This window comes from Pseudomonas sp. E1MeOHC2 (assembly GCF_058745025.1).
Genome location: NZ_CP196675.1, coordinates 3,006,702 through 3,020,144, shown reverse-complemented (window position 1 = coordinate 3,020,144; position 13,443 = coordinate 3,006,702). Strand labels below are relative to the sequence as shown.

The window sequence follows — 13,443 nt, the reverse complement described above, 5'->3', positions numbered from 1 at the left end:
CCATGGACCCTCGCACAGTAACCCCCGACAACCCCTGGCTGGCCCTGCGCACCCTGACACCTGCGCGTATCGCCCTGGGGCGCACGGGCACCAGCCTGCCGACTGGTGCGCAACTGGACTTCCAGTTCGCCCATGCCCAGGCCCGCGATGCCGTGCACCTGCCGTTCGACCATGCCGGGCTTACGGCCCAGCTCAATGACCGTGGGCGTGACAGCCTGGTGTTGCACAGCGCCGCCCACGACCGCGACCAATACCTGCAGCGCCCCGACCTGGGGCGACGGCTGAACGACGACTCGATCGCGACCCTGCGCCAGCATGCCCAGGCCAATCCGGGCGGTGTCGACCTGGCCATCGTGGTCGCCGATGGCCTCTCGGCCCTCGCCGTACACCGCCATACCCTGCCTTTTCTGACCCGTTTCGAAGAGCAGGCCGCGGCCGACGGCTGGACCAGCGCCCCGGTGGTGTTGGTAGAGCAGGGCCGCGTGGCCGTGGCCGACGAGGTGGGCGAGCTGCTCGGCGCCCGGATGACCGTGATGCTGATCGGCGAACGCCCGGGGTTGAGTTCACCCGACAGCCTCGGCCTGTACTTCACCTACGCGCCACGGGTCGGCCTGACCGACGCCTACCGCAACTGCATCTCCAACGTACGCCTTGAGGGCCTGAGCTATGGCATGGCAGCCCACCGCTTGCTGTACCTGATGCGTGAAGCCTGTCGGCGGCAGCTTTCTGGGGTGAATCTGAAGGATGAAGCCGAGGTCCATACCCTCGACAGCGATACCCCCGCCAGCCAAAAAGGAAACTTTCTGCTCGGAAAAGGGTAAAAATCATGTCACGGAAGGCGGATTGCGCTTCTCGCCCGCATTGGGCAGCATGCTGTTGAGAGCGGTTGGCAATCCGCTGTTTCCCCAAATGGATCCTGAGGGCCGCACATGCGTATCATCAAGGCAACCCTGGAACACCTCGACCTGCTGACCCCACTGTTCGTCAAATACCGCGAGTTCTATGGGCAATTGCCCTACCCGGACAGCTCACGCAGTTTTCTGGAGAAGCGCCTGAAGCGGGACGAGTCGGTGATCTACCTGGCTCTGGCAGATGAAGACGACAGCAAATTGCTGGGCTTCTGCCAGCTGTATCCAAGCTTTTCGTCGCTGTCGCTCAAGCGCGTGTGGATTCTCAACGATATCTATGTGGCCGAAGATTCGCGACGCATGCTGGTGGCCGACCACTTGATGCGCGAGGCCAAGAAGATGGCCAAAGAGACCAATGCCGTGCGGATGCGGGTGTCGACCAGCGCCAACAATGAGGCAGCGCAAAAGACGTACGAGTCCATCGGGTTTCGCAAGGACACCGAGTTCGAGAGCTACATCCTGCCGATCCATCAGGATTGACTGGGCCGGCCTCTTCGCGGGCAAGCCCGCTCCCACAGGGATAGCAGCGCTTCTGAAGTTGGCGCTGTACCTGTAGGAGCGGGCTTGCCCGCGAAGAGGCCTGCACAGGAAAAAAACCTGCCGTAACCCCCCGCTACAAACTCCCCGGGCATGATGCTCACTTCGCCGTATAATGCCCCACTTGTCATGTGTGAAAATTTACCCCTCCCCTGGTAACCGAGCCTACGCCCCAGAACACAGGTGCTGTACATGGATTTCAACCCGCTGGACCTTATCCTGCATCTCGATGCCTACCTCGATCTGCTGGTCACCAATTACGGTCCCTGGATCTACGCCATCCTGTTCACCGTGATCTTCTGCGAAACCGGCCTGGTGGTAATGCCATTTCTGCCTGGTGATTCGCTGCTGTTCATCGCTGGCGCCGTGGCGGCCGGTGGCGGCATGGACCCGGTACTGCTGGCGGGCCTGCTGATGGCGGCGGCAATCCTGGGCGACAGCACCAATTACGTGATTGGCCGAACGGCCGGCGAACGCTTGTTCAACAACCCCAACTCGAAAATCTTCCGCCGCGACTACCTGCAGCGCACCCACGAATTCTACGAGCGCCATGGCGGCAAGACCGTGACCCTGGCGCGCTTCCTGCCGATCTTGCGCACCTTCGCGCCGTTCGTCGCGGGTATCGCCCACATGCACTACCCGCGCTTCCTCGGCTTCAGCGTCGCCGGTTCGCTGCTGTGGGTCGGTGGCCTGGTGACGTTGGGCTACTTCTTCGGCAACGTGCCGTTCATCAAGCAGCACCTGTCGCTGATGGTGGTGGGTATCATCTTCCTGTCGCTGGTGCCGATGGTCCTCGGCCTGCTGCGCGGTCGCCTGGGCCGCGCGGCCAAGGCTCACTGATCACCGCCATGTGGTCTTTCAGCGCCTGGCGGCGTCGGCGCACCCTGAAGCGCTACCCGATCACCCCCAAGCAATGGCAGGCAGTTCGCCAACACCTGCCTTTGCTCGATGGCATCAGTGATGACGAAGATCGCTGGTTGCGCGAAGCCTGCATCCTGTTTTTGCTTGAAAAGCACCTGACCACTCTGCCCGGTGTCGAGCTGAGCGATGAGCAGCGCCTGTTCCTGGCCGCCCAGGCGCAGCTGCCACTGCTGCACCTCGGTGACCTCAACTGGTACCAGGGTTTCCACGAGATCATCCTTTACCCCGACGACTTCAAAAGCCCTCAGCGCCACCGCGATGCCAGTGGCGTGGAGCATGTGTGGGACGGCGAACACAGCGGTGAAGCCTGGCAACAGGGCCCGGTGATCCTGGCCTGGAACGGCGTGCTGGCCAGTGGTGGGTGGGAGGCCTATAACCTGGTCATCCATGAGTTGGCGCACAAGCTCGACATGCTCAATGGCGATGCCAATGGCCTGCCGCCGCTGCACAGTGGCATGCCAGTGGATGAGTGGGCGACGGCCATGCAGCAGGCCTATGACGACCTCAACCGTCAGTTGGACCTGAACCCCGACGCCGAAACCGCCATCGACCCCTACGCCGCGGAAAACCCTGCGGAATTCTTCGCTGTCACCAGCGAATACTTCTTCAGCGCCCCCGACCTGTTGCAGCAGGCGTATCCACAGGTGTACCAGCAACTGTCGCTGTTTTACCGCCAAGACCCACTGGCGCGCCTGAGCCAGTTGCAGGCCGAACACCCCGATTACCGCGAAGGCCACGCCTGACGCGGCCGCACATCAGGCCGGGCGTGGCAAGCCCATGCGGAATGTGCCTATAATCGCCGCCACTTTTTGGTCAACTACGGGGGCACTGCCCAATGAGCTACAGCAAGATTCCGGCGGGCAAAGACCTGCCGAACGACATCTACGTCGCCATCGAGATCCCGGCCAACCACGCGCCGATCAAATACGAGATCGACAAGGACAGCGACACCCTGTTCGTCGACCGTTTCATGGCCACCCCGATGTTCTACCCAGCCAACTACGGCTTCATCCCGAACACCCTGGCCGACGACGGTGATCCGCTGGACGTGCTGGTCGTGACCCCGTACCCGGTAGCGCCAGGTTCGGTCATCCGTGCCCGCCCGGTCGGCATCCTGAACATGACCGACGACGGCGGCGGCGACGCCAAGGTCATCGCTGTGCCGCACGACAAGCTGTCGCAGCTGTATGTCGACGTCAAAGAATACACCGACCTGCCAGCCCTGCTGATCCAGCAGATCGAGCACTTCTTCGCGAACTACAAAGATCTCGAGAAGGGCAAGTGGGTCAAGATCGAAGGCTGGGACGGCGCCGACGCCGCCCGCGCCGCGATCACCAAATCGGTCGCTGCCTACAAGGGCTGATACCGGTTGCTGAAAAACCCCGCCCAGGCGGGGTTTTTTATGCCCGAGCGAACGTCCTGCAGGTAAAAACTCCTACACCACCCTACGCCATCGCCCTACATCGAAGTACTTTTCGCACAAGCCGCATCAACACCCGGTTCATATGCCTGCTGGCACCCGGCCGCTACACTCCCGGCCATGAACACATCCGGTGACCGCCTCAAAGCCCTGCTCCACGAATGTGGCTTGACCCCTTCCGATTTCGCCGCCCAGCGCAGCGTCACACCCCAGCACGTCAACAATTGGTTTAGACGCGGTGTTCCGCTGGCTCGTCTCGACGAAATGGCCGACCTGTTCTGCGTGCATCGCCGCTGGCTACGCAGTGGTGAAGGCCCCAAACACCCCAACCCGATCTTGCGCAGCGGCCCGCCACGGCCAGCCCAGGACAACCCGCCCACCCCGCTGTCAGCACACGGCGGCCGCATGTTGCAGGTGCCCTTCCACGCACTGCAGCACGGCCTACTTACCCCCATCGCCAGCAAACACCTGCGCCTGCCCTCCAAAGCATTGAAAGCGCTGGGCGTTGCGCCGGACTGTGCCATCTGCCTGGCCATGCCTGCCGCCAACATGGCCCCGCTGATCCCACTGGAGGCCACCTTGGCCGTGGACCTGGGCATGACCGAAGTGATCGAGGGCGAAACCTACGCCCTGCTGCACAATGGCACCCTCAGGGTGAACAACCTCAGCCTCGGCCAGCACGGCACCCTGTACCTGCACAGCCATGACCGGCGCAACTACGCCGTCGAGCGCTACACCCGCGCCCAACGCCAGGCCCAGGGCCTGGAGATTCTCGGCTGGGTCTTTCATTGGTCGCATTTCCGCCGGCATCGCCCCAGTTGAAACACGCTGTGCCATTTTTTGCTGGGCAACCTGCGCGAGCCCTTGTATGCTACGCGGCACATTTAGCCCCGACCGGCGCAAGCCGCGTTCCAGAGGGCTCGGCAACACCCCATACGGGCGTTGACCATCTCTATCAGGCCCTTGTGGCCACACAGTTAAGGCGGTTGCGGCTTACCATAAATTAGTCGGAAGCGTCCCCGAGAAGCCGGCCACAAGCCGGCTTTTTAATTTCCATTTTCCCGTCCTGAATAAGGTTTACACCTCCCATCCCGAATTTCCGGAGAGTCAGATGGAGCAAGGTGTAAAGCGCACACAGCGGGATTACTCACTGTCTTTTAAATTGGCGGTGGTTGATCAGATTGAAAAAGGCGAACTGACCTACAAGCAGGCCCAGGCGCGGTATGGCATCCAGGGTCGGTCGACGGGTCTGGTATGGTTGCGTAAGCACGGTCGGCAGGATTGGAGCCAGGGGGCCTCGATCCGCGACGAGAGGAGCTGCGCGATGTCTGACCCCAAAACGCTTACTCCAGAGCAGCGGATCAAGGAGCTTGAGCAACAGCTTGAGCTGATGAGCCAGAAGGCCCAGTTTTTTGAAACGGTCGTTGATGTTCTGAAAAATGACTATGGTGTCTCGGTCGTAAAAAAGCGATCCGGCAAGTCCTCTCGCAAGGTCAAGTCGCAGGACTGAGCATTGCCAGGGCTTGTCAGTTTCTAGGCATCAGTCGACAGGCTTACTACAAGCGCAACCGAGCTGCTGATGGCAAAGAGCGCCAGGCAGATCGGGTGGTTGAGTTTGTTCAGCAAGTCCGGATGCGCCAGCCTCGTCTGGGTACACGCAAGCTGCACTATCTGCTGCATTGCCAACCGGACAAACGATTCCAAGTCGGCCGAGATAGGCTGTTCCAGGTCTTGGGAGAGCGCCGTCTGCTAGTGCTGCCTAAGCGGGCTTACCACAAGACAACACAAAGCTTTCATCGCTTCTACCGCCATCCCAACTTACTCAAGCCGGGCCCAAGCCAAGTCGTTCCGACAAGACCGGAGCACGTCTGGGTTGCCGATATTACTTACCTGCCCGCACGTAACGGCCCGCTATACCTGAGCCTGGTAACGGATGCGTACTCCAGGAAAATTGTTGGCCACCACGTCCATGAAAGCCTGCATGCCGAGTCAGTGGCGCAAGCCTTCAAGCAGGCATTACGAAAGCGACGTCGTCGCCAGCCATTAGTCCACCATTCGGATCGAGGCATCCAATATTGCTCGGCGCTGTACCAGTCACTGCACCAACGGCACGATGTTCAGTGCTCCATGACTGATGGGTATGACTGCTACCAGAACGCGCTGGCCGAGCGAATCAACGGAATCCTCAAGATGGAGCTGCTGTTGAGCAGCCCTGAAGATCTTGAGCAGGCGAGGCAGATGGTTGACGAGGCAGTGCAGATCTACAACACAGAACGGCCCCATATGGCCCTGAAAAATAAAACGCCCGATGCAGTGCATCGGGCGTTTTGAGGCCTGTCGGCCTACCTGAACAGGTGTAAACCTATTTCAGGACTAGACACATAAGCTCACGCATTACCTTGCTTGGACGTAGCTTGATCGTCCCCCTCCAAAACATATTTCGCGGCGCATCGCCTGCTACGCAAGCCGAATCCCGCCATCGCCGCATTGCAAATAGGAAGTGTTCTCGCTAGAGTCTGCCGCTTTCCACTTGCCCCCTTCCGCTGCGGCTATCCTCATGTCAAGCATGACCACCGAAGAGCTCGAACAGGCCTACAAGGCCCATGCGCGTGAGCTTCGCCTGTTCCTCTATCGGCAGTTGAACAACCCCGAGGCGGCCTCCGACCTGGCGCAGGAAACCTACTTGCGCCTGTTGCGCCAGCGTCCACACAAGCCCGTCGGCAACCTGCGCGCCTTCATATTCCGCATCGGGCGCAATTTGGCCATCGACCACATACGCAATCGCGGCATGCGCGAGCGTAATGACCAGGGGCTGGAATACCTTTACGAAGTCACCGGCGAAAGCCCCGGACTGATCGACAAGGTGGCCGCTCGCCAGGAGCTGGAATTGCTTGAACGTGTGCTGCAGCAACTACCTCCACTCACCCGGCAGATTTTTCTGATGGGGCGCCTGCAGGGCATGAACCACAAGGACATCGCCCGCGAACTCGCCGTGTCGGTCAGTACCGTGGAGAAACACCTGGCGAGCGCACTCGACTTTCTACGCCAATGCCTGCAACGTTGAACCCAATGTCGCCCGACCAAAACCCGCAAGCGCTTATCGACAAGGCTGCCCATGAATGGGTGGTGCGGCTGACCTCGGGTGACGCAAGCCCCGACGACATTGCCGCTGCCCGCGAATGGTGTGCGCAACATCCGGCACATCACGCTGCATTTGTCGCTGCACGGCGCCTGTGGCATCTCAGCGGTCACCTGCCAAAGCCTGCCCGCATCCGTCGGCGCAACAAGGGCGTGCGCTGGGGCGTTGCGGCCATGCTGCTGCTCGGTCTTGGGCTGTCCACTGCCCGTTACAACGACTGGGACGCCGATTATCGCACCGCTATCGGCGAACAAAAGTGGGTGGAATTGGCAGATGGTTCGCGCATTACCCTGGACGCCGACTCGGCGCTGGATGTGCAGTGGCTGGCCACAGGCAGGCAGATCACCTTGCGCAAGGGCACGGCGCTGTTCGACGTGGCCCATGACCCATCGCGCCCATTTCGCGTCGAGGCCGGTGACCTGAGTGCCACGGCATTGGGCACGGTGTACAGCGTAAGCCGACGCTCGGACACCAGCGAAGTCACCGTGGCACAAGGCCGCGTCGCCGTCGCCGGCCCCGGTGCCACGGCGACTCTGCAAGCAGGTGAACAGGTGGCCTGGACACACAGGCAACTGTCGGCCGTGCACAGCATCGACCCCCAGCGGGAATTGGCCTGGCAGAAGGGGCGATTGGTGTTCGACAACATGCCGCTGGGCGATGTACTCACACAATTGCAGCACTATCGCCCAGGCTACGTGCTGCTGGGCGACGCCGCGCTTCACACCCTCACCGTCAGCGGTACCTTGCGCCTTGACCGCTTGGACGAAGGGATCGACACGTTGGCGCAGGCGTTTGGCCTGAAAAGCCAGCGCTATACCCATTACCTGCTGGTACTCACCCGGCAGCAGTGAAGCTGTCACGAAGGTTGCGTGCATTAAATTTACGGGTTCAGCGGCGCCCATCGTCTTCCTCTCAAAATTAACGATAACCATTTGCGTTTTATTTTGGGGGACATGATGTTCAATGCTGTTGCTGCCTTTCGCCTTCGACCGCTACCCGCTGCGCTGATAATTGCACTGCTGCCAGCTGCGGCCTTTGCCGAACCCATGTCGTTCAAAATCGGCGCCCAACCGCTGGCCAGCGCCCTTGATCACCTTGCCGAACAGAGCGGCTTGCAGGTGATCTACAACGGCGAACTGGTCCAAGGCTTGCAAAGTCCCGGCGTGAACGGCCTCCAAGAGCCGCAAGCAGCGCTTGAACATCTACTCAGCGGCAGCGGCCTGGCCTGGCGCAGCGTCGGTGCCGCCAGTGTGACGCTGTACAAACGCCCTGCCGACAGCAGTGCACTGGAGCTGAGCGCAACGTCGGTCATTGCCCAGACACTGGATGACAGTACAGAGAACACTGGGTCGTACACTACAGGCTCGGTCGCGGTGGGCAGCAAGGTCGCCAAGTCGCTGCGTGAAGTGCCGCATTCAGTTTCAGTCATTACCCGTCAGCAGATAGAAGACCAGAACCTTCATAACCTCACCGACGTGATGGACAAGACCCCAGGGGTCACCTCGCGCAAGGCCACGCAGCGGGCGGGTTCATCCTTCGGTAACGACAGCAACTTCTATTCGCGCGGTTTCGAGGTATCTAACGTACAACTCGATGGGGGCGCCCCGATGGACCCGTCGATGAGCGGATTCGGTTCGGTCAGCCAACTCGACATGGCACAGTTCGACCATGTCGAGTTCCTGCGTGGCGTCGATGGCCTGTACTCAGGGGCCGGTGATCCCGGCGGCACTATCAACATGGTGCGCAAACGTGCACTGGCACACAACCAGTTGGCCTTTTCCACGTCTGCCGGCAGCTGGGACAACTATCGCTCCGAGGCGGATATCACCGGCCCGCTGACAGAACAAGGCAATGTGCGCGGGCGGCTGGGCATTGCCTATCAAGATCGCAAGTATTTCTACGACCCCGGTAACATGACCACCAAAGTGGCGTATGGATCTTTGGAGTTCGACCTTAGTCCCGACACATTGTTGACCGTCGGCGGCAGTTATCAGGAAGCACAAGGTGTCATCAACTTCGCGGGGTTGCCGCGCGCCATCAACGGCGACGACCTGAAACTGTCGCGTAAGCACGCATTGACCACAGACTGGAACACCAGCCACGAGAAGACCGCGCAGGGTTACATTCGCCTGCAACACAGTTTCAGCGAAGACTGGGCAATGACGCTTGATGCCATGCGCATGGAAATGGACCGGGACGCCAAGGGCATCTTCGGCTATGGCGCCGTCAACCCGATCACCGGCAACGGTCATTTCATCACTGGGTATCCTGCCAAGACAGGGATGGACCGGGACGCCTACAGTGCGACCCTGAAGGGTGGCTTCGACTTGTTTGCACGCCACCACGAACTGGTGATCGTGGGTGACTATCAAAAAGGCAAAGCTTACAGCCGGCAACGCATGAGCAACTTCATGGAAGCGCCAATCAACATTTTCAACCCGGTCATGCCAGCGGATAACGGCGACTTCCCAGTAAAGGACGATTACTACACCTCTACTAAAACGGGCCTGTCAGGCATGCTGCGCATGAGCATCACCGATCCGATGAACGTGATTCTCGGGGCACGCGTGGCCAACTACAAACACGCCGATGACAGCTTCTACAAGAACGCTGATGGCACTTCGGCAGGCAGTCAGGGCAAACGCGCCCTGGAGGACAACGGTGTCGTGACGCCTTATGTCGGCGTCACGTATGACCTCACCGATCAATGGACAGCCTACACCAGCTACGCCGAAACCTACCGGCCGCAGTACATGCAGCTGAAAGGTCCGTACCCTGGCAGCCCACTGGATCCATCCGAAGCCAAAAGCTATGAAGTAGGACTCAAGGGCGAGCTGTTTTCGGGCCGGCTCAACACCTCTTTTGCGCTCTACCGCGTAGAACAGACAGGCGATGCCGCGGCGGACGGCCCATCCCAGGGGTGGAACCAGGGCAAGCAGTGCTGCTTCATCAATCAGGGCGAAACCATCAGCCAGGGGCTAGATGCCGAGATCAGCGGCGAACTGCAACCAGGCTGGCAAATGAGTGCGGGCTACACCTACAACCACAGTCGCGATGCCGACACACAGAACGCAGAGTACCGTGCCATTACGCCCAAGCATATGGTCAAGCTCTGGACGACCTATCAACTGCCCGGGATGCTGCACAACTGGAAGGTTGGCGGCGGGGTGGTGGCTCAAAGCGCGACCTATGTCAGTGGCACGGTGCGTGAATACAATCCCGTCAGTGGCGAATTCGATGGGGCCGAACAAGACTTCAAGTTCATTGAACCCGGTCGTGCCATTTGGAGCACCAGTGTGGACTACAAGATTGACGAAAACTGGTCAGCAACCATCATCGCCAACAATCTCTTTGACAAGCGCTACTACGAGACCTTCGGCAGCAGTGCCTCGGGTAACTTCTATGGCGAGCCTCGCAGCTTGGCCCTGACCGTGCGCAGCAAATTCTAGGCACCCAAAACGGCGGCGGCAAAAACTCGCTATGCCACCGCCCTCACCCACCTTCAGAACCGCGTCACCACCCCCATCCGCACCGTCCGCCCCGGTGCCGGCATGAAGCTCTGCGCCAGCGGGTCCAGGTAATAGCGATCGGTCAGGTTCTGCAGCGAAACATTCACCTCGGTGTTCTCAAGCAACTTGTACTTGAGGAACAGATCGAACAGCGCCACCGAACGGTATTCGATTTGCGGTGTGGTAGCGCCGGACTGCCAGGGTTTGTCGAGGGTGCTGGTAGGCCCCGAGGTGTAGGTCACGCGGCCGCCCACCGTCAGTGCTTCGTCGAAGAAGCGCAGGCCGGTGGTCAGGTTGGCTGAAAAGCGTGGTGGGTTCTGGGTGTTGGTGTAGGAGCCCATGAAGCTGCCCGGTGTGCAGTTTGGCGTGTCTTGGGTCTTCTGGTACGGGTTGGCCGTGGCGCGCAGCTTACCGGCAAAGTCCGAGTCGCAGGTTTCGGTCTTGAGGTAGTAGGTGGCCGACAGGTCGGCGAACACGCGGCCAGCGTCGTAGTTTGACTGCAGCTCAAGGCCGCGGGTGCTGAAGCTGTCAGTGTTGCTGAAGGTCATCAGGCCCCACAGGCCAGGGCTTGGGTCGTAGTAGCGGGTGATGTAGTTGTTGATCTTGTTATCGAAGTAGGCAAGTTTGATCGCCGCCGAGTCGTGGTCGGTAAAGAGGTTGTCGCGCAAGGCGCTGACGCCGATTTCCCAGCTCTGCGAGCGCTCAGGCTTGAGGCTTTTGCCGGGGGCGACTTGCTGGGTGCCCTGGCTGGTCTCGAACAGAGAAGGCAGGCGCAGGCCTTGGGTGTAGGTTACGTAGAAGAACGTGTCCGGCATCAGCTCGACATTGATGCCGAATGCCGGCGAAAAGCCGCCGCCGCTGCTGCTGCCCTGCGGGGTATGGTCGTAGCCTGTGACCACACTGCTGATGCCTTCGGGGTCGACCCGAACGCTGGTTGCACCGAAGTCGTTGAAGCGCACGCCGTTGAAGGGCTCGTTGCTGTTGCCGAAGACGATGCCGTTGTTCAGCCGGGGGTCGGTGGCGTCGGTGTACTGGCCGTTCTGGTCGGGGAACCAGGTCATGCTGCCCCAGCCCTTGGGGCCACTCGCCGACACATAGCGCACCTCGCGATTTTCACGCCGGGCGGTGGCCAGCACGGTATTGTCCTTGGTGCGGAAGTGGCTGTAACGGCCACCGCCCCACAGGGTCAGTTGCTCGATCGGCTGATACTCAAGCTTGCCGTTGAAGCTGAATTCCTGCCTGGAAGCGTCGCGCAGGGTGCGGTTGGCATCGATGTCGTGCTGGGTGATGAGCACTCTTTTCTGCGGTTGCAGGTCTTCCAGCTGGAACGAGCCGCCCAGGTCCAGCTTGAAGTCGCCATGGGCCGTCTCGAACCTAGAGACGTTGTTCAGGTCGCCGCCGATGCGGCGGTTGTCCTGGCGTGTCCAACTGCGATCAGAACGGAACAGCTGGGAAACAGGCGCAGTCCATGCCGAACTCAACGAGCTGGTCTTGGCATCGGTCATCCACAGGTTGCTGGTCAGGTCCACCCACGGGTTGCCGACGGGCAGGTAGTGGTAGCGGGCGGTGTAGGTATCGATCTTCACCTCGCCCAGGGGGTACTGGTAGATACCGGCTGTACCGAAGCGGTAGATGTCAGAAGGCATGATCTCGGCGCTACGCCCGTCGTAGCGGCGGTAGCCCAGGTCCAGGGTGTGATCGTCGGCTATCCGCCAGGTTGCCTTGAGCAGATACGAGTCGGTTTTCGATGAGGAGTTGAGCACTTCCTCGCCGGCGTTGTAGGTCATCGCCACGCTGGGCTGTTCGCTGCCGTAGTCGTTATAGAGGCGGTATCGGTCCTGGCCTTTCTTGCCGGAGAAGTAGTTGCCTTGGTTGCGGTGCGCATACGCTGCCACCACATCCAGCCGCTCGGTGGTAAAGGCAAACGCGGCGCTGCCAGAGTCGGCTTCGGAGCCGAACAGGCTGCCGCGATTGTCGCGCGGTGGCGCCGACAGGCGTTCATCCTTGGCGCTGGCACTACGATGAGCGGGGTCTACGCCGTTGTCCCAGAAGTCGCCTTTCAGGCGCACGCCGACCTGGTTACCGTCAACCAGGATGTCTTGCACGCCGATCGTCTGCATTTCCACCGTGCCACCAATGGCCCCAGACTTGGTTGACGGCCCTTTGTTCACGGTTACGCTGCTGATCAGGTCGGGGTCGATGTAGCTGCGTTGCTGGGTACCGCCATAGCCGCGATAAACATCCAGAGCCTGCTCCGACCCATCGACCTTCACCGCCACCCGGCTCTGCCCCTGGATACCACGGATGTTGACGTCCAGGGCGCCGCCGTTGCGGGTATCGCCGACCTGCACACCGGGCACGCCGTTGAGCAGATCGCCTACCGAAACCCGGCCGAAGCGGTCGATCTGCTCGCTGTTCAAATGCACCGATGAGCGTGGTGCTCTGTAAGTGTCCGCCTGAGGCCCCTGTGCAGCGGCATCGACCAGCGTCGGCGATAGCTCTGCCGCAGCATTCGATGCAACGCCCTGCGCTATCAGCACGTAGCTCCCTGTCGAGTTCGCCACCAGTTGCAGACCGGTATTGGCCAGCAATCGCTGGATGCCCTGGCTGACCGTATACCGGCCCTTCAAGGCGGGTGCCGTGCGGCCTCGGGTCAATTCAGGGTCATAGGACACCAGTAACCCGGACTGGCTGGTGAAACTGCCCAGGGCTGCGCCCAACGGCCCTTGAGCAATGTTGTAGTCACGCGGCGTGGCATCGTCCAGGCGGGTCGCGACGGTTGCAGCCGCGCGGGTGTCCTGGGCCAGGGCCAGGCTGCTGTTCAGCAGGCCGGCACCGCAGCAGCTGATCATCGTGCAACGCAGGGCGAAGGTGATTGGCGACAGGCAAGGCCGAGGGCGCAGAGCAGGTGTAGGACAACGGACTGGGAGCATGCTTTTCTCGCTCGTAGGGTTTGCGCCCACCACTGGCTGCGGGCTGTTACCTCTTCTGTCGCACGAGATCGAAAAA

General features: G+C 60.7%; 11 protein-coding genes. 10 read left to right on the top strand and 1 reads right to left on the bottom strand.

What is annotated here, in order from left to right:
- Nucleotides 1-2 precede the first annotated feature (2 nt).
- From eutC to ACSSU5_RS13500, 10 genes are all read left to right on the top strand, one after another.
- A complete protein-coding gene (eutC, locus tag ACSSU5_RS13545; RefSeq protein ID WP_264310467.1) occupies nt 3-821 on the top strand; it encodes an ethanolamine ammonia-lyase subunit EutC in 819 nt (272 codons plus the stop codon).
- 108 nt (nt 822-929) lie between these two features.
- Complete coding sequence (locus tag ACSSU5_RS13540) at nt 930-1,388, top strand: GNAT family N-acetyltransferase (protein WP_264310468.1); 459 nt, start codon at nt 930-932, stop codon at nt 1,386-1,388.
- A gap of 249 nt (nt 1,389-1,637) precedes the next feature.
- Nucleotides 1,638-2,285, top strand: coding sequence for a DedA family protein (locus ACSSU5_RS13535; protein WP_027594930.1), 648 nt, complete (start codon nt 1,638-1,640; stop codon nt 2,283-2,285).
- Nucleotides 2,286-2,293: 8 nt separating this feature from the next.
- A complete protein-coding gene (locus tag ACSSU5_RS13530) occupies nt 2,294-3,109 on the top strand; it encodes a M90 family metallopeptidase (protein ID WP_264310469.1) in 816 nt (271 codons plus the stop codon).
- 92 nt (nt 3,110-3,201) lie between these two features.
- On the top strand, nt 3,202-3,729 hold the full coding sequence (gene ppa / locus ACSSU5_RS13525; RefSeq protein ID WP_016497835.1) for an inorganic diphosphatase: 528 nt from the start codon (nt 3,202-3,204) through the stop codon (nt 3,727-3,729).
- Nucleotides 3,730-3,906: 177 nt separating this feature from the next.
- Nucleotides 3,907-4,608: a LexA family transcriptional regulator gene (locus ACSSU5_RS13520; RefSeq protein WP_492559091.1), complete on the top strand. Its 702-nt coding sequence runs from the start codon at nt 3,907-3,909 to the stop codon at nt 4,606-4,608.
- 289 nt (nt 4,609-4,897) lie between these two features.
- Nucleotides 4,898-6,117 (top strand): IS3 family transposase gene (locus ACSSU5_RS13515; RefSeq protein ID WP_492559090.1). Its coding sequence is split into 2 segments (ribosomal slippage): nt 4,898-5,246 and nt 5,246-6,117, totalling 1,221 coding nucleotides; the frame shifts between segments, so codons are not numbered across the junction.
- 226 nt (nt 6,118-6,343) lie between these two features.
- Entirely contained in the window at nt 6,344-6,850 is a 507-nt protein-coding gene (locus ACSSU5_RS13510) for an RNA polymerase sigma factor (protein ID WP_492559089.1), read from the top strand.
- Nucleotides 6,851-6,855: 5 nt separating this feature from the next.
- The gene (locus ACSSU5_RS13505; RefSeq protein WP_492559088.1) at nt 6,856-7,776 is read left to right on the top strand and encodes a FecR family protein; all 921 of its coding nucleotides are present in this window, start codon (nt 6,856-6,858) and stop codon (nt 7,774-7,776) included.
- 267 nt (nt 7,777-8,043) lie between these two features.
- Nucleotides 8,044-10,374, top strand: a complete 2,331-nt coding sequence (locus ACSSU5_RS13500; protein ID WP_492561317.1) for a TonB-dependent siderophore receptor — start codon at nt 8,044-8,046, stop codon at nt 10,372-10,374.
- 53 nt (nt 10,375-10,427) lie between these two features.
- On the opposite strand, the gene ACSSU5_RS13495 is transcribed toward ACSSU5_RS13500, so the two are convergent.
- Entirely contained in the window at nt 10,428-13,367 is a 2,940-nt protein-coding gene (locus ACSSU5_RS13495) for a TonB-dependent receptor (RefSeq protein WP_492559087.1), read from the bottom strand.
- Between the last annotated feature and the right edge of the window lie 76 nt (nt 13,368-13,443).

Bases quoted from the DNA above. Each gene is read 5' to 3' on its own strand.
- ACSSU5_RS13520 (WP_492559091.1), top strand. From the start codon at position 3,907: ATGAACACATCCGGTGACCGCCTCAAAGCCCTGCTCCACGAATGTGGC.
- ACSSU5_RS13530 (WP_264310469.1), top strand. From the start codon at position 2,294: ATGTGGTCTTTCAGCGCCTGGCGGCGTCGGCGCACCCTGAAGCGCTAC.
- ACSSU5_RS13510 (WP_492559089.1), top strand. From the start codon at position 6,344: ATGTCAAGCATGACCACCGAAGAGCTCGAACAGGCCTACAAGGCCCAT.
- ACSSU5_RS13505 (WP_492559088.1), top strand. From the start codon at position 6,856: ATGTCGCCCGACCAAAACCCGCAAGCGCTTATCGACAAGGCTGCCCAT.
- ppa (WP_016497835.1), top strand. From the start codon at position 3,202: ATGAGCTACAGCAAGATTCCGGCGGGCAAAGACCTGCCGAACGACATC.
- ACSSU5_RS13540 (WP_264310468.1), top strand. From the start codon at position 930: ATGCGTATCATCAAGGCAACCCTGGAACACCTCGACCTGCTGACCCCA.
- ACSSU5_RS13535 (WP_027594930.1), top strand. From the start codon at position 1,638: ATGGATTTCAACCCGCTGGACCTTATCCTGCATCTCGATGCCTACCTC.
- ACSSU5_RS13495 (WP_492559087.1), bottom strand. From the start codon at position 13,367: ATGCTCCCAGTCCGTTGTCCTACACCTGCTCTGCGCCCTCGGCCTTGC.
- eutC (WP_264310467.1), top strand. From the start codon at position 3: ATGGACCCTCGCACAGTAACCCCCGACAACCCCTGGCTGGCCCTGCGC.